This is a genomic window from Sphingobacterium sp. B29 (genome assembly GCF_001952815.1).
Taxonomy (GTDB): Bacteria; Bacteroidota; Bacteroidia; order Sphingobacteriales; family Sphingobacteriaceae; genus Sphingobacterium; species Sphingobacterium siyangense.
This window is the reverse complement of the sequence record NZ_CP019158.1, coordinates 6,317,091-6,334,643: the sequence shown is the minus strand read 5'-3', so window position 1 is coordinate 6,334,643 and position 17,553 is coordinate 6,317,091. Positions and strand designations below refer to the sequence as shown.

The following is a 17,553-nucleotide window of genomic DNA, read 5'->3' as shown; positions in this document are numbered from 1 at the left end:
AACTGATAACAGATTGGAGTTATCTGTTTTTTAGTGGTGCCGATTCATTAAGATTGAGACGTTATAGGTTTAGTTAAATGCAGTGATGGCAAAATAGACCTGCTCAGGTAAGCATACACCATCTTCAGAAAATACAAATCATGGAAATATTTTTCTTTGCGGGAATCGTATTGTTATTGGTCATTTTGATCGTATTGGTACTAAAAAAGAATACCGATACCAGTACCGGTCCTGCGTACAGTAAAGAGGTTGAAACACTAAAAATTGAGCTTGCTAGATCGCAACAGCGGGAACAAAGTTTGCTGGAAGAACGTCTTATGCTAAAAAATGAATTGGATAAGGAACGGGAGAATCTTCTGGTCGCAGAGCGGTCTTTAGAGAGTACACGTTCTTTTTATGAGGCGCAGCTCGATAAATTTCAGGAACAGAAGAATGAAATCGCAGAGATTAAACGACAATTCAACAATGAGTTTCAGGTTATTGCCAATAAAATATTGGAAGAGAAGACACAAAAGTTTACAGAGACCAATCATCGTTCCCTGGGCTTGATCTTGGATCCATTGAAGGAAAAAATCAAATTGTTTGAAGAGAAAGTCGATAAAAATTACAATCAAGAGGCCGCGGAAAGAAATTCTTTAAAGGGAGTTGTCCTTCAGCTGGTCGAACAGAGTCTTAAAATTAAAGACGAAGCCAATAGCTTAACCAAGGCATTAAAAGGGGATACCAAAAAGCAGGGCAATTGGGGCGAGGTAATTTTAGAGCGGGTTTTAGAGCGTTCGGGACTTATGCGCGATCGCGAATTTAGATTACAGGTCTCTCTGATGGATGCCGAAGGAAGAAGAATGCAACCCGACGCGATTATCGACCTTCCTGAAGATAAACATCTGATTGTAGATTCAAAAGTTTCGCTGATTGCCTACGAACGTTGGGTCAATGCTGAGACGGATGAGGACCGCGCAATTTTCGCAAAACAACATGTACAGTCTGTGGAAAATCACGTGAAAGAACTTTCCGCAAAAAACTATCACGAGTTATATGGTATAGAATCGCCAGAATTTGTATTGCTGTTTATGCCGATCGAATCTGCATTGAGTATGTCCGTCGCTGAAAAACCGGATCTATTCAGCGATGCTTGGGATCGTAAGGTTGTAATCGTTAGCCCTTCGACATTGTTGGCGACATTGCGTACTATCGCCAGTATCTGGAAGCAGGAACGTCAGACCAGGAATGTAATTGAAATAGCGAAAGAAGCGGGGAGCCTTTACGATAAGTTTGTGAGCTTTCTGAACGATATGGAACAGGTGCAAAATCAATTGGAGCGCGCATTAAAAAGCCATGAAGATGCAACTAAAAAGCTCTCTACAGGCGCTGGGAACGTTATCGGAAAAGTGGAGAAATTAAAACGTTTAGGAGCCAAAGCAAATAAACAGATCGATTCCAAATTTTTAGATGCGGAAGATTAACAAAAACGGGCTTGCCGAAAGGTAAGCCCGTTTTTAATTTTTAACCGTGCAAAGCAAAGCCTGTTCTGCTAACTTATGCTAAAAGTTTTGCTAAAGCTCTTTCATCCGCTTATTGATGGAAACATCCACATACGTATCCTTTAAACGATCTACAGCTTCTTTTTGAACAGTGACATTGCTGTCTGATTCGTAATCATGAATAGTCCTTTGGTTTTGGACTTCGTTGTCATAAGGATCCTTTCCTGCCAAGAGCTTGACGATTACCGGAAGACATTCGAGGAAGACAAAAAGCAGCGCAATAAAAAACACAGCATTTGCATTGGATTCGTTGACCTTTCCATTGGCATCGTACCTTAGATTGCCCAGAGCAGAGTTGCGGTCTGCAAAACCAGCGACATTGACAGCGCTGTCCAAAGAAGCGTTGGATAAGACTTTTTGGTCCAATATCCCTTCAAATTTCTGTTTCTGACGTATTGCGTTTTGTTGGGTCGTTATCTTGTTCCGTAAAGTGTCCAAATAGCCCTCTTTTTTCTTCAGCTCTTCTTCTTTCATTTTGGCATAAGGGCCATATCCCATGACACCGGATGTTTCAGTTGTTTTGTTACCGAATATCTCGTAATTCAATTTTGTACGGTCATTTTTAATACTGGCTTCTAATGAATCACGTTCGACCGTAATCGCTTTTAAAAGCGAAACTTCATTGGCATATTTCTTATTGAACGTACTGTTGAGCGTGTCGATTTTAGCGCGTTGATCTGCGAGAAAACGTACACGGAGGTTTTCTCGAATCTCTTTATCGAAGATTTTTAACTCCAACGGCCTAGAGATAACCAAACCAATCAAAATTGCCAATAAAATTCGAGGAAGAGCCTGCATAAGCTGCATAAGGCCGCTTTTTGATTTATTTATACTGAGTACAATATAGCGATCCATATTGAATATCGCTAAACCCCAAATGATGCCAAATACAATGGCCAAAAGCCAGTCAAATGCCCCTCCACTAAATACGAAATACATGGCATAGCCACCCGAAAGGCTGGCAAACAATCCCGTAAAAAAAATAGTAGCACCTATGGCTGTGTACTTACTATGCTCTTCCGGATATTTTTCAAGAGTTTCTTGATGTACCCCCGCACATCTCCAAAAGAAACGGTTAATATCGCTCATTAAAATATTTTTACCCAAATTGACAGATTATTTTTAACAAGGTTTATGAATAAGTTTTTGTTTTACAATACGATGACTGTTTTTATGTTCCTCTGCAACCCCTTTCCAAGAAGGCGGACCATTTGCCTAATTTTATTATCTTTGAAAAAAATCAGGAATAATCAGATAATATGAAGAAAAGACAACTTTTGCCATTTTTTGCGATAGTGGCAACTGCATTTGTTGGTTGTGAGGAAAAAAAAGTGATGACAGATAATCCTCTTTTATTGGCTTACGAAACCCCATTTAATGTACCACCTTTTGACAAGATTAAAACAGAGCATTTTAGGCCAGCTTTTGATGAAGCGATAAAAGTACACAATTTGGAAATTGACACGATAGTCAACAATTCGGATAAAGCAACATTTCAAAATACGATAGTCGCCCTGGAAAATGCAGGTGGATTATTGAAGAATGTATCTACTGTATTTTATAATCTAAATAGTGCCAATACAAATGACAGTATTCAGGCGATAGCAAAAGATTTGGCTCCCATCTTATCGAGTCATTCTGATGAAATTTCGATGAATACCAAACTATTTGACCGTATCAAAACAGTTTGGAGCAGTCGAAATACACTTGGATTAGACGAACAGGACAATAAACTGTTGGAGGAAACCTATAAGAGTTTTGTACGTTCCGGAGCGAATTTAAAGGATGCTGATAAGGAAAAAATGAAAAAAATTAATGCTGAGCTTTCAACATTAACAACGCAATTCGGACAAAATTTGCTTGCTGAAACCAATGCTTATACACTGGTCGTTGATTCTGCTAGCCAATTGGAAGGCTTGCCTGAATCGTTGAAAACGGCAGCAGCTGAAGAAGCCATAGCAAAAGGAAAGAAGGATAAGTGGGTGTTTACTTTACAGAATCCTTCCATTATGCCCTTTCTTCAATATGCAAAAAATCGTGAACTGAGAAAGCAACTTTGGGAGGCTTATCAGCTACGCGGTAATCAAGATAACACCAACGATAACAAGGCGATCATTCAAAAAATTGTAAACCTACGCCTTCAAAAAGCAAAATTATTGGGTTATTCTTCACATGCGGCCTATGTACTAGAGGAATCAATGGCGAAGAATCCGACCAATGTCTATGCACTGTTAAATAAACTTTGGACTCCAGCACTCGCTAAAGCAAAGGGTGAAGAAGCAGATATAGCAAAGGAAATAAAGGCTGAAGGAGGTAATTTTGCTGTGGCCCCTTACGATTGGAGATATTATACAGAAATTATTCGCAAAAAACGTTTCGCATTGAATGAGGACGAAATTAAACCTTATTTGAGTCTTCCTGCAGTTCGTGAAGGTGCGTTTGCTGTAGCCAATAAATTATATGGTTTGACGTTCGTAGCCTTAAACAATGTACCAACTTACCATAAAGATGTGGAAGTGTATGAAGTTAAAGACAAAGACGGTTCACATTTAGGTCTGCTATATGCCGATTTCTTCCCACGTGAGTCAAAACGAGGGGGAGCCTGGATGACTTCTTACCGTAACCAGTCGACAAAAGATGGCAAACGTGTTGCACCAGTAATTTCCATCGTATGCAATTTCACAAAACCAGTGGGAAAAAATCCTGCCTTGTTGACATTTGATGAAGCGACTACTTTATTCCATGAGTTTGGACATGCTCTGCATGGTCTTCTTTCCAATGTGAGATACCGCTCTATGGCCGGAACTTCTGTACCCCGTGACTTTGTTGAACTACCTTCACAAGTGATGGAAAATTGGGCAGCAGATCCAGAGGTGTTAAGAACATATGCTAAGCATTATAAGACCAAAGAAGCAATGCCAGATTCATTGATTCAAAAAATGGAAAAGGCCGGTACCTTTGATCAAGGATTTGCAACGGTTGAATACCTTTCTGCCGCGTTGTTAGACATGGATTATCATGCTACCACAAAAGAAATTTCAAAAGACATTAATGGCTTTGAAAAAACAGCAATGAAAAAGATAGGTATTATTGATGCTATTATTCCGCGCTATAGAAGTACATATTTTCAACATATCTTCGCTGGTGGATATTCTGCAGGTTATTATGCCTATATCTGGTCTGAAGTATTGGATTCAGATGCCTTCGCAGCTTTCAAGGAAAAATCATTGTATGATCAAGTGACAGCGGATTCTTTCCGTAAAAATATCCTTGAAAAAGGAGGTACTGATGATCCTGCTAAAATGTACCGTACATTTAGAGGTGCAGATCCAGATCCAAAATATCTATTGAAAAAGAGAGGTTTGAACTAATGCTCTCTAATTAAAAAAAGGCGATATAGAAATATATCGCCTTTTTTTTGTTCAGGTACTTGTTATTCTAAAAACTATTCTTACATTTGAATATTATTTATAATGAGTCTAAATAAATGTAGGTAGTATGTGTGACACAAAAATTCTAAGCCAAAGAGGAGATACCCATATTAGTGTTTGCCATAAGTGTCAAACATATTATATCTGGCAACAAAGTTTTGTACTGACATTTACGAGGAATAAATTCTTCGATTTCTTGAATATTACGAAAAGTAATGGTGATGAGCTCTTTTTTAGCACATTCCCAGATGGTGAATTTCGGTTGATTATGAAAACACCTTATCCAGATATCGTATTTTCATTTGATGAAGAACAATGGCAGAATTTCAGGGATGCACTCCAAGAATCTTATTACATGAATGAGTTTTATGGAATGCTGAATAATTAAGATAAAAAGTCCTGTTGCATCGCTTGTGTTTCATCTCTCTTTCCTTACGCGTTGACAACAGGCACAAACAAAACCCTCAGTTATAGTCGCATACACTTATGCGACTATATGCTGAGGGTTCTTTTTAGCTATATATTGATTACTCGCCTATCGCGTAATATTTAAAATCAAGGTCTTCAAGTTCCTTACGGTTCAATAGTTTACGGCCATCGAACACAAATGCAGGTTTTTTCATATGCTCCTTAATTTTGGCCCAATCATAATGCTTAAATTCATCCCATTCAGTCAATACTGCAATTGCATGTGCATCATTGCAAGCCTCATAGGCGGTATTGACAACCTTTACCAAAGCTCGGTTTTCTTCCGAAGAGCGCGTATTCAGATAATCTAGGTCGGCATAGATGCGTTCAGCAGACACTTTGGGGTCATAGACCGTGATTTCAGCTTGTTCACTCAATAGATAATCTGCAACATAAATCGCTGCAGATTCACGCGTATCATTGGTGTCTTTTTTGAATGCCCAGCCTAAGAATGCAATCTTTTTGCCCGATACAGTATTATACAATGTTTGGATAATGTTATCTGCAAATCGCTGTTTTTGATAATCATTCATCAAAATCACTTGATCCCAATACCATTTCGTAGTGGAGATACAAAAGATTTATTCTAATTTTACATTAAAAAAGAAACGGTTTGATAAAGCAGGAAGTTATTGATAAAGTACTGGAAACAGCACGGATAGAAGAGGTGGTGGGGGACTTCGTTGATTTAAAGAAACGGGGAACTTCTCTGATTGGAAATTGTCCTTTTCACCATGAAAAGACGCCCTCCTTCCACGTTTCAGTTGCAAAGGGTATCTATAAGTGTTTTGGTTGTGGTGTTGGTGGAGATTCCCTTAAATTCGTCATGGAACTGGAAAAGTTCTCTTACCCGGAAGCGATCCGTTATTTAGCCGATAAATATTCGATTCAAATTGAAGAAATCGAGCGTTCACCGGCCCAGCTTGCTGCGCAGGATAAACGGGAAAGTCTATATGTCCTGAGTGCTTGGGCCAGTAAATTCTTTGCCGAACAACTCTGGAAAACTGAAATGGGTCAGGTCATCGGACTCAACTATTTCAAGGAGCGTGGCTACCGAGAAGATATCATCAAAAAATTTGAATTGGGCTATTCGCCTGAAGAATGGACTGCATTGGTCGATAAAGCACAGGTAGCTGGTTTTCACCCAGATTATTTGGCTGCAAGTGGTTTGGCTATTGAACGTGATGATAAATCTTTATATGATCGTTTCCGTGGCCGGGTCATGTTTCCGATTCATAACCTGACAGGGCGTGTAATTGGCTTTGGTGGTCGGACACTAAAGACGGATAAAAAGGTCGCCAAATATGTAAACTCTCCCGAAAGCGAAATCTACCATAAATCCGATGTGCTGTATGGATTGAATTTTGCAAAAAAAGCAATTATGGAAGAGGATAATTGCTACTTGGTAGAGGGCTATGCCGATGTTCTTTCGGTACATCAAGCTGGAGTCGAAAATGTTGTTTCCTCCTCGGGAACGTCTTTGACAACAGGTCAGATCAAGCTTATTTCCAGATTTACAAAGAATGTGACCATACTTTATGATGGGGATGAAGCAGGTATCAAAGCCTCCCTACGCGGTACAGATATGCTGCTCGAAGAAGGCTTAAACGTTAAAGTGCTGCTTTTTCCCGACGGTAATGACCCCGACTCTTATGTTCAAAAGTTTGGTGCCACGGCTTTTAAAGATTATGTCAAATCCAATCAGCAGGACTTTATTTTCTACAAAACGAATATTCTGCTTCGCGATGCCAATAACGATCCAATAAAAAGGGCTTCGGTAATCCGTGATGTCGTCGAGAGTATTGCATTGATTCCCGATGAAATTAAGGTTTCTGTTTTTATCCGGGAATGTAGCAGCCTTTTGGATATCGAAGAGCGTATTTTATTGGCAGAACTCAACAAGATTAGGCTCAATAGAGCAAAGAAGGCCGATAAGGATGCCGCTCGTAAACCGCAGAGCCCGCCGCCTAATGCAGGGATGCCACCTTTTGGGATGGATGGTCCACCCCCGGATTTCTTCATGACAGATGATGAAAGAGGGGGAGTAGCTCCTATGGAGAATGTCGAACAACCGGTACAACTGACTTCGGAAATTCTTCAGGAACGAGAGATTGTCCGTATTCTAATCAACTATGGGGATTATCTGGCAACCTGGGAAGGTGATGGGGATATTCCCGTTGCAGGACTGCTACTGGGAAATATCAGCGACATCGAATTTAAGGATAAAGCTGCGGCCTATATTTTAAAAGTCTATAGAGATGCTGCAGAAAATTACGAAATTCCAGATGCCAAGCAGTTTTATTCGAATTCGGATACAACAATATCCGATTTGGCGATTAATAGTGTTGCCAGCAAATATTCGCTCAGCGAAAATTGGAATGACGATAAGCGTAAAATTTATGTAACGCAAGAATATGAGCATTTAAAACAACTTGTTGTTACAGCGATCTATCGGATCAAGAAGCGTAAGATTGAGGCAGAAATGCATCATATTCGTGAAGAAATGAAACATGAACAAGATGTGGCAAACCTAGAAGTCCTTATTTTTAAATATCAGAAACTTAAAGAAGCCGAACGGCTCTTGGGAGGCTTTCTGGGAAATACGATTGTTAAGTAATACTTGATATGGCCAAGCATCTTGAAACGGGCGAATGGGGTGAGCAAATGGCCATGGAATACCTCGTGGAGCAAGGCTATAAAATAGTGTTAAGAAATTGGCGATTTAAGAATTTAGAAGTAGATTTGATTGTCGTGGACAGGGATACCTTGGTATTCGTTGAAGTAAAAACACGGTCGGGAACGGATTTCGGCGAACCCTACGAATTTGTAGATCGCAAAAAACAGCGATTGCTAATTCGTGCAGCACAGGCTTATATCCTTAAAACAGGTTATGTCGGTGAAGTCAGATTTGATGTTGTCGCAATAACAAGATCCCCCAAAACAGTACTCACCCATATCAAAGATGCATTTTGGGATAGCTAAGGATACGTACTTATAAATAATTATACATAGATGAGAAAAATCACTTATTTTATGGCAATTGCAGCGCTAGCTTTTGCTTCTTGTAAGTCAAAAAAATCAAGTTTGGAATTTGCATCCCCTGGAGCAAATCAAGCTGTTTTAAAAGGTGCTCAAGTCCAGTTGAAATTGAAATTTGAATCAGTATCAATGGACTCTGTGGCTTATTTTGTCGATGATAAACATGTGGGTTCATCAACTGATACTACGGCAATTACAGTAGATACCAAAGACATGGCTTATGGCACACGCAATATTTCCGCCTTGGTATACAATGCTGGAAAACCCGATTCTGTTTCAAGTACATTTTATGTTGTACCTGAAAATGCGAAGAACTATGGTTTTGAGGTTGTCAACAAATACCCGCACGATACGACTGCTTTTACACAAGGGCTACAGTTTGCTGATGGCATTCTCTACGAATCTAATGGCCGTTATGGTGAGTCAAACTTGAGAAAGGTCGACCTAAAAACAGGTAAAGTACTCAAGGAAATCAAATTTGATGAAAAGACTTTTGCCGAAGGAATGACATTGGTAGGTAATAAATTATTTATGTTAACGTGGCAACAGGGAGAAGGATATGTCTTTGATAAAAACTCTTTTGTAAAGGAAAGTTCCTTTAAATATGAAAATAGCAAAGAGGGGTGGGGCTTGACCTACGACGGGCAGCATTTGATAAAGTCTGATGGATCCAATAAATTGTTCTTTTTAGATGCAACGACCGGTAAGGAGCTAAACGCTATCGGAGTTTACGATGAAGCTGGACCAGTGGATGAACTTAATGAACTGGAATATATAGACGGCAAAGTCTACGCAAATGTCTATCAAAAAGATGTTATTGTTATAATCAATCCGCAAACAGGAGCGGTAGAAGGACGGATTAATCTTGTGGGTATCTATGAGCATACTTCCGCTTATGACAATGAATTGAATGGAATTGCTTACGACCAAGCTGGAAAGCGTCTCTTTATAACAGGGAAGTTATGGAATACATTATTCGAGATCAAGACAGTTGAAAAATAAATGAACTTCAAATCTTGATCCTCCTTTGTGAGGCAGACAGTATTGCACATTCGAAGAAAATGGAAACCTTGTCAGAATTATCTGACAAGGTTTTTTTTATTGCCCCCATTCTTCTTTAAAGTATGGATATTATCGTGTGAGGCTTTCAATTCCAGCTTTTTTATAATGGCGGCCCGGGGCAGAGACAGATCGCTTTAAAACTGTATCGGAAGCTTTTAAAACTGCATGGAGAGAAACATTATGACGAGCAGATCTCTCGTCAGGTGCGCCTCAATTAATGAAAAACAAGAGAGTTGCCCTATATTAGTAAATAGTAGCTGGATGTATGCTATTATTGATGACTTATTTCGATATAGCGGACAGCCATAAAAGGGAGCTAGAAATCTTTTTTAACCAATAGAAACAAAATATTTGAAGCAAAAAAAAGGAATGAAGTTTGAAACTCCATTCCTTTCTTTATATTGATTTTATTTCGATTAATAAATCGGAGTAAACATCCAAGTATCGTCAAAACGAGATGAACCATTAAGTCCAGTAGTGATGTAACCGTTGTTTCCTACAGCGAAACCAACAGCATCTTGGCGTGCTGAACCAGCGAAAGCGCCGTTGTCATTTGTCCAGTAGTCACCAGAAATATTATATTTCCATGTGCTGTTGATTACGGCATTTTTGTAACCGCCAACAACGAATGGAGTACCATTGATTGCGAAAGCAGAAGCATTTGAACGAGTCAAATCGTAAGTATATGAATCATCTGCTCTATTTAGATCGTTCAATTTAGTCCATTTGCTACCATCAAATTTATAGAAATCTTTTGGGTAAGAACCGTTAGAGATACCACCACCTACATAGGCTACATTATTGACAACAAAAGAGAAAGCTGCTTTTCTTTTCGCTGAAAATGGAGCATCACTGATTGCTTGCCAAGTATTAGCAGCTGGATCATATTTGTAGAACTCATTTGTATTTGTTGTTCCACCACTAACGACAGTTTCACCTGTTCCAACATAAGCAGCGCCATTTAAAGTAAAAGCTACTGCATTAGACAAAGCAATAGGAAGTGGAGCAATGCTTGACCAAGCACCTTTTCCGTCATTAGCTGTAGGATCAAATTTGTAGAAATCTGTTAGGTTGTTTGTTCCGTCATTTCCACCACCAACATAACCGATATTACCAATGGAAAAACCGATGGCACCGTTTCTCTCAACACCTGTGAAAGGCGCTTTTTCAGCCCATGTATCTGATGCTGCGTCATATGCATACGTGTCTTTCACACGAAATGGCTTACCACCAGCATTACTTGCTAGACCAGTAGTAACATACGCAACATTATTTATCAAAAAGCTAGCAGCAGATGAAGTTTGTGGGCCTTTAAAAGCAGCTTTTGCAAACCATTCGTCTGATTTGTCTTCGCTGTCGTCACTTTTTTTACAAGAAGAGAAAGTTGTAACTGTAAATACAAAAGCTAATAAAACGAGTAGCCAATTTTTCTTGTTCATAAATTATTGAAATTTAGTATAAAGGATGTTTAATTTAATTTTCGGATCATTCTCATTATCTTTTGCCAATATTAACCTATTTCCAGTTGAAAACAAACCCGATGTCGGTAAAGATAGATATAATGAAGTATTATTGTATGCTGTTGTTTTAATTTTTGTTAAATATTCAATCAGATTGAAAGTATATGTTCCATTCGAACCAAAATCATTTCCTCGCACTAATGTTGCTTGTTGTGTTGTTGTCGAATAAGGTGAAGTTACCAAACTAATCGGATTTCCATTATTACTTGCCACCATTAAGACCAAACTCTGAGGCTGATCAAAAATGCTGGAAGCTCCATTAGGGACTTCAATGACAAGTTCAGCCTTATTAATCGCAATTGATGGATTGTTAACCAATTCTAATAACGTTGGGAATTCAATTTTTGCTACAACACCCGTTGAGCCCTCTAAAAACACATTTCCATCAGTTTGTTGACTCGCAATTTGAGGATTTTTTAAACTCATTGGCGCAAACTTTGTTGCAGAGCGATCTGCTTCAATTTGATTGTACTGATAGGCCTTGTTATCAATGGAAAAATATTGCTTACCAACAGATTTCGTTCCTTCATTATTCAGGAATGAATAGTGAACTTGTAGAAATACGGTGTCTTTAAAACCGATCAAAGCCGTGTTTCCGTTGTCAGGAACAAGTGCCAATCCTTTGAAATACTCCTGAAAGCTTGTGCTGTTCTGAATCCGGTTGTCATTATTTTTGATCATCGTAAACAGCTCATTGCTAATGGTACTGTTGAATCTAAAGAATAATGAATCTGCTGATTGTATACGTGGTTTAAAGGATAGTTCTGCCAGTGGCGTATTTTCATAGGCAAACTTTTGCTTACTGAAGATTGCCGCTGAAGTGACAAAAACAGGACGTTCATCAACTGGTTTGGTTAAATCAATCTGTGTTTGCGTAATTTCTTCCGTAACACGGTGTACCGATATCTTTTGTACTTTCGTTGTGTCGCCGTAAGAGTATTTGTTAGGTGTTAATACCAAGGTCACAGAATCCAAGGTAGCGTCATCTGGAATAGAAGCATTACTTATCGTTCCCACTCCAAGACGCATATAAGCGGTAGACTTCATACTACCCGTAACAGCATTGCTGTTCTTTCCAACGAGCATTGTTCCAGTAGAGGAAGTCGGAATATCGTCCAATTGATAAGTCGAAACTTTGGCGGAAACCGTATCAATTGGTACTAAACCGATTGTTTCATCTCTTGAACTATCCAATGAGAGCGAAATGTCTTTATTACAACCAACAAAAGCGGCCAATGTAAAAAGTGGAAGTAAAAGTTGAATACTACGTCTCTTAAAGTCTTTAATCATATTAATTTTTGAATAGTGCAAAAGTAATCAATGCGAACTGTTAATCAGTGTTATATTTTGTTAAATATGGTTAATTACCACAGCGATTGCAAATCTAGTAATTTAAATTTGTTTTAGTTATGGGTAGAAGATTTAAATTACTGATCAGTTTGATCGTTTTAATAGGGGCAGGAATTACTGTTGTACTGGGGATTTGGCTTTATGGAAGTTACACAAATCGCCGCGACCTGTTTCTTTCTACCGCTGAGCGTTCGCTCTTCAATGCGGTCCAGGAGGCATACCAAGCGCGCAATGGTGATCGGCAGTTAGATGGGCCAGAAGCGGACCGGAATCGCCTCCTCCAAGATGTAAAACGGGAGCTCTCGGCTTTAGTGCCCGCTGCTGAATTGGATAAGGCTTTACAACGTGTAAATACCGAACGGCCTAAAACAGAGCGATTTGATCGCGAGATCCACAACAGACGGGAGAAAATGTTTCCCAAAGACCGGGAAGGGCAAGGCGCAATTGTTCCGCCCTTTCTGTTCCGCGACTTTGAGATGAACAAAGCCAACCTGAATTTAATCGAAAGAAAGTTTAAAGAATCCCTGAACAATAAGAGCATTTCAGTACCATTTGAAATGGCTATTGTCACGATTCCACACGATCAAATCAAAGATGCGCGCCGTAAGTACCGCGAAGCAAATCTTGCTTGGACAAGGCCCATGATGGTCAACCCATTAAAAAATGAATTTCTTGTGATCAAGTTTCAGGAGGATTGGAAGTATCTGCTGTATAGCTTAAGCTGGCAGCTGCTCATCTCACTGCTCTTGATTGGACTGCTGCTCGGGACGTTCTTCTATTTGATGAAAACCATTCTCAACCAAAATAAGATGGCCGAGCTGCGTAAGAACTTCGTTGATAACATGACACATGAACTCAAAACACCGGTATCTACAGTCATGGCAGCCATAGAAGCGATACAGTTGTATGGTGTACAGGATGATAGGGAAAAGATGAATCGCTATCTGAATATCTCCAAAAAAGAACTGGAACATCTATCCAATATGATTGAAAAAGTACTTCAAATGGATATCGATGCAACAAGGGGCATTGTTTTGCAACGTACTGACTTCGATCTTGTCGCCATGGTGAAGGGAGCCATTGAAGTTGCTCAGCTGAATAAAATTAAGCAAGTGGACTTTAAGCTTATTGCTGTTCCAAGTGAAATAAGGATCAATGGCGACGAAGCCCATCTAAAGAATGTGATCAATAATTTGTTGGAAAATGCGATAAAATACGCTGGACAGCAGGTTTATATTGAAGTGGAAGTAAAGGAAATGAAAGAAAATGTCCATATTCGTATTACAGATAATGGTAAGGGAATTCCTTCAGAATACCATAATCAGATTTTTGATATGTTCTTTCGGGTTCCTTCGGGTAATCTGCACGATGTAAAGGGCTTTGGTTTGGGGCTTGCTTATGTCAAGCAGGTGGTAAAGAGGCACGATGGCAAGATTACCGTCGATAGTGAACTGGAAAAAGGAAGTACCTTTAATATCCGATTACCGTACGAATAAACAGCATTATTTATTTTTCTGAGCGGAAATAGGGCTTTTTATAGCGCAGTAAATAGGCTGATTTATCCGAAAGATGTCTTTGAAACAAGGCCGAAATATATTTTGATTGAATGACAACCCTATGATTGAAATTTTATATGTAGAAGACGAGCCAAGTCTCGGAATGATCGTTGCCGATAGCCTGGAAGCTAATGGATTTCATGTTACCCATTGCAGTAATGGTCACGAAGCTTTGGAAGCATTTACAGCGGCTCGGCCAGATATTTTGGTCGTCGATGTCATGATGCCCGTCATGGATGGCTTTACATTGGCGACAAAAATACGCGAATCAGATACGCAGGTGCCCATTATCTTCTTGACAGCCAAAGTGCAGACAGAGGATGTTGTGAGGGGATTTCGTTTGGGCGGGGACGATTATGTCAAAAAGCCGTTTAAGATTGAAGAGCTCGTTGTGCGGATAGAATCCTTGTTGAAAAATAGTCCTAAGATGTTATTCGGCCAAAAGCTGATGATAGGAGACTATAGCCTCGATAGCTTAAAACATCAGTTGACTTATCAGGGTGAGGTACTTAAGCTGTCTTTCCGCGAAAGTGAACTGCTGCGGAAACTGTATGAACAAAAAGATAAAGTCATACCGCGGGAGGATATCATGCGAGCCTATTGGAGCCATGATAAGTATTTCACGGGACGGAGTCTGGATGTGTTCATCAGCCGTATCCGGAAATACCTCAGTCAGGATGATCGCATCAAGATTATCAATGTCAGAGGAGTGGGCTACATGCTTACCGTCGATTGAGAGGTGTTCCACGTGGATTGGCGATGATGGTGCATATTAACGACGGGTTTTCATTTCTCCTTTTCCGCCAAGTCCCCGGATATGGTAGGTAAAACTTAATATGGCATAGCGCGTTATGGCGTTGGATTGCGAAACTCGTACCCAAAGATCACTGACCTGCTGATTGATGTTTTTATTGTCATTAAATAGATCAAAAACCGTGAGATTGATTTCGGCATTCCTACGCTTGAACAATTTCTTGCCTATAGAGACATTCCATAACAAACTTGTTGTACTTGGTGAATTCAGAATGCTGCCATTGTAAAGGTAGTTGAATGTTGAATTGAGCGTCCATGTTTTTAACAAGGTCAATGCAATGGAATTGCCAATGGTATGTTTATAGACCGAATAATTCGATTTCTCGCTTGCGGAGTTCTTGGAAAAGGCGATGTTTCCATTGTAATCCAATCCGATGATGATATCCTTGCTAAATGCCGTGTTTACACCGACCCGTTGACTTAGGCCGTAGGTTTGCGCATTGACCTTTTCGAGATTCAATAAGGTGTAATTCTGGTTGAAATAGAGGTTATTGTTTAGGTTGAAATTAAGTTTCAATGGTTCAAAGCGGTATCCAAGGCTATTTTGCCATTTGAGGTTATAGACACCATTGAAATTTTCAGGCCTGATGTATTGCCCCCCCGGCCCGAGTATAACATCCGCTGTGATCGTAAAGGCTGAATCTGTGGTGAAAATGGTATTGGAGATTTTATGCTCAATAAAATCTGCTGTAAAGTCGGAGGTAAAACTTCTGCCCGAACCTTTATTGATTGATCTAAATTGTACCACAAGGTTGTGGTCATATTCTTGCTTTAGATCCGGATTCCCCGAGCTAATGCGTAGTGGGTTTTGATTGTCTATAAAATCCTGTAATTGCTCGATAGAAGGAGTGTTCGTCTTTGCATTATACCGAAACTCAACCCGCGTGTCTTTATTGAAATTATACTGGAAGTTTAGATTGGGCAGCAAACTATTGAAGTGGCTTTTTGTGGTCAGTGTAATGGGAAACAATTTATCATTGACTTGGGAAGCCGTCTGATAATCTAAGCCAATCTGAAATCTTATACTGTCTTTTTTGTTAAATAAGTAGGATACTCCACCGCTATGGTAAACAAAATCATTACGAAATTCATTGGAAAGACGGTTTTTTAATTCACCTAGCTGACCTGTTTCGACCAGAAATTCATAGGTCTTGCGGTCCGAGTAGCGCGCAGTATTCCGAAAAGTATAATTCCCTTGCAGCCGTGAATACGTACCGAACATCTCGGTATAAGCTATCTTTGAGCGAAAACCATTATTATCACCAATGGAGTAATTCCTGTTGTTGACGGTATCGACCCGGTTAAATAGCCCGTCTTTATAATAGGAATTCAGTGCAAAATTTTCAGCATGGCTCTTGTTGCTGTTAAATGAACCATTGAAATTAAAACTGATCGTGCGCCCCGGTTTGTTGAGTCTCCGCATGTAAGTGAGGTCTCCTCCCCAGTTGAAATTTTCTCCAAAACTGTTGTTCCTACGATCAGAGCTATTAAGTATTTCTGTAAGATTTAATAACGTATTGCCTGTAGAACTTGTATTCCTGTCATTATTCTGATAGGAAAAATTAGGTTGAAAGTCAAGTTTCTGAATAGAATCTATCTTCCAGTTTGCGCGGATAGAGAGTGCATGATTGTTGCTGTAAGTGCTGTTTAATTGATCCTGATTGTTGATTTGGTTGGCCCGGTTGCCTGCCGTATATTCTGTTTTACTTTGGCTGAGGATATTATTGTCCGTGTAGTTGTACGTGTAATTCGCATTGAAATCCATTCGGTCATCGAAAAAACGATCCAAATAGTTGAACCCGGCGTTGAAGCGAGTTGTCACTCCCTGTCCGGTACGTCCTCTTGTGTTTCCACGTGGAGCAAAGCCGTTGGGCTGATTGACATTGTTGGTATTGATGTCGATAGCATACTGACGTTTGGGATTCATTTTGGTCACCTGGGTATTTATAGCATATTTCTGGTCGGGACCCACTCCTCCAGAGAGCTTGCCAAAATATGATTTTCTTTTCTCGGGCTTGGTGACGATATTGATCACTTTCATACGTTTTCCATCGTCAAAACCACTAAATTTGGCCTGCTCAGTTTTGTCATCGATAATCTGGATCTTAGCAATCACATCGGCCGGAAGGTTTTTTAAGGCAACCTTCGGATCGGTGCTAAAAAACTCCCTACCGTCAATAATAATCTTATTGACAGGTTCTCCCTGTGCTTTTACATTGCCATCGTCATCAATTTCAACACCGGGAATCTGTTTGACCAATTCGTCGGCATCTGCAAAATCCTGTGTGACATATTTCTTGGTGTCAAATTCAAGTGTATCCCCTTTAACCTGTATACTGCTCGAAGAAATGTTAATTTCATCCAGTACAATTTCGGCATTAGTGAGTTTGAACGTTAGATCGATCGTTTGGCCGATTAGTTTTACACGCCGAAGATCCATGCTGTAGCCCATCGGCTGTGTACTGACCAGATAATCTCCATTGGGAAGTGTGCTACTGCTGAACCTGCCCAAAATATCTGTAGGAACCTGTACTTTACTGGAATCTTTTACCGCGATAATGGTGATGCTTGCACCTCTGATAGGCTGCGAAGTCGTATTATCGAGCAACTTGCCCGTAATATACTGTTGGGCTTGCCCGTTTGTACCCAATAATAAGCAGATAGAAAAGATCAAAATGGTCCAAAGTTTGGTCTTCATCGGTCGAGGTACAAATGTGTTTTAATGTGTTGTTGACGGTTATATAATTTTATTTCCCAAAAATATGGCACTATT

General features: G+C 39.7%; 13 protein-coding genes. 8 read left to right on the top strand and 5 right to left on the bottom strand.

The window, feature by feature from the left end:
* Nucleotides 1-140: 140 nt before the first annotated feature.
* Entirely contained in the window at nucleotides 141-1,463 is a 1,323-nt protein-coding gene (gene rmuC, locus BV902_RS26955) for a DNA recombination protein RmuC (protein WP_075994531.1), read from the top strand.
* Between the two features lie 90 nt (nucleotides 1,464-1,553).
* Here the strand turns inward: rmuC and BV902_RS26950 are convergent, their stop codons facing one another.
* Complete coding sequence (locus BV902_RS26950; protein WP_075994530.1) at nucleotides 1,554-2,630, bottom strand: DUF4407 domain-containing protein; 1,077 nt, start codon at nucleotides 2,628-2,630, stop codon at nucleotides 1,554-1,556.
* A 170-nt stretch (nucleotides 2,631-2,800) separates the two neighbouring features.
* On the opposite strand from BV902_RS26950, the gene BV902_RS26945 reads away from it, so the two are divergent.
* A complete protein-coding gene (locus BV902_RS26945) occupies nucleotides 2,801-4,912 on the top strand; it encodes a M3 family metallopeptidase (protein ID WP_075994529.1) in 2,112 nt (703 codons plus the stop codon).
* Nucleotides 4,913-5,168: 256 nt separating this feature from the next.
* Nucleotides 5,169-5,360 (top strand): hypothetical protein, encoded by a 192-nt coding sequence (locus BV902_RS28335; protein ID WP_228280105.1) that lies wholly within the window; start codon nucleotides 5,169-5,171, stop codon nucleotides 5,358-5,360.
* Between the two features lie 139 nt (nucleotides 5,361-5,499).
* On the opposite strand, the gene BV902_RS26935 is transcribed toward BV902_RS28335, so the two are convergent.
* Nucleotides 5,500-5,973 (bottom strand): UDP binding domain-containing protein, encoded by a 474-nt coding sequence (locus BV902_RS26935; protein ID WP_232475637.1) that lies wholly within the window; start codon nucleotides 5,971-5,973, stop codon nucleotides 5,500-5,502.
* An 80-nt stretch (nucleotides 5,974-6,053) separates the two neighbouring features.
* Here BV902_RS26935 and dnaG point away from each other — a divergent pair, with 80 nt between their 5' ends.
* From dnaG to BV902_RS26920, 3 genes are read left to right on the top strand one after another with little or no spacing between them, the layout of a single operon-like run.
* On the top strand, nucleotides 6,054-8,057 hold the full coding sequence (gene dnaG, locus BV902_RS26930) for a DNA primase (protein WP_075994527.1): 2,004 nt from the start codon (nucleotides 6,054-6,056) through the stop codon (nucleotides 8,055-8,057).
* 8 nt (nucleotides 8,058-8,065) lie between these two features.
* Nucleotides 8,066-8,422, top strand: coding sequence for a YraN family protein (locus BV902_RS26925; protein ID WP_075994526.1), 357 nt, complete (start codon nucleotides 8,066-8,068; stop codon nucleotides 8,420-8,422).
* Between the two features lie 30 nt (nucleotides 8,423-8,452).
* Complete coding sequence (locus BV902_RS26920) at nucleotides 8,453-9,481, top strand: glutaminyl-peptide cyclotransferase (protein ID WP_075994525.1); 1,029 nt, start codon at nucleotides 8,453-8,455, stop codon at nucleotides 9,479-9,481.
* Between the two features lie 476 nt (nucleotides 9,482-9,957).
* On the opposite strand, the gene BV902_RS26915 is transcribed toward BV902_RS26920, so the two are convergent.
* Together BV902_RS26915 and BV902_RS26910 are read right to left on the bottom strand one after the other, a co-directional pair.
* On the bottom strand, nucleotides 9,958-10,980 hold the full coding sequence (locus BV902_RS26915) for a Kelch repeat-containing protein (RefSeq protein ID WP_075994524.1): 1,023 nt from the start codon (nucleotides 10,978-10,980) through the stop codon (nucleotides 9,958-9,960).
* Between the two features lie 3 nt (nucleotides 10,981-10,983).
* Entirely contained in the window at nucleotides 10,984-12,351 is a 1,368-nt protein-coding gene (locus tag BV902_RS26910; protein ID WP_075994523.1) for a DUF4270 family protein, read from the bottom strand.
* A 119-nt stretch (nucleotides 12,352-12,470) separates the two neighbouring features.
* Between BV902_RS26910 and BV902_RS26905 the strand changes: the two genes are divergently transcribed.
* Together BV902_RS26905 and BV902_RS26900 are read left to right on the top strand one after the other, a co-directional pair.
* Nucleotides 12,471-13,907: a sensor histidine kinase gene (locus tag BV902_RS26905; protein WP_075994522.1), complete on the top strand. Its 1,437-nt coding sequence runs from the start codon at nucleotides 12,471-12,473 to the stop codon at nucleotides 13,905-13,907.
* A gap of 121 nt (nucleotides 13,908-14,028) precedes the next feature.
* A complete protein-coding gene (locus BV902_RS26900) occupies nucleotides 14,029-14,703 on the top strand; it encodes a response regulator transcription factor (protein ID WP_075994521.1) in 675 nt (224 codons plus the stop codon).
* Between the two features lie 36 nt (nucleotides 14,704-14,739).
* Here the strand turns inward: BV902_RS26900 and BV902_RS26895 are convergent, their stop codons facing one another.
* Nucleotides 14,740-17,478: an outer membrane beta-barrel protein gene (locus tag BV902_RS26895; protein ID WP_075994520.1), complete on the bottom strand. Its 2,739-nt coding sequence runs from the start codon at nucleotides 17,476-17,478 to the stop codon at nucleotides 14,740-14,742.
* Between the last annotated feature and the right edge of the window lie 75 nt (nucleotides 17,479-17,553).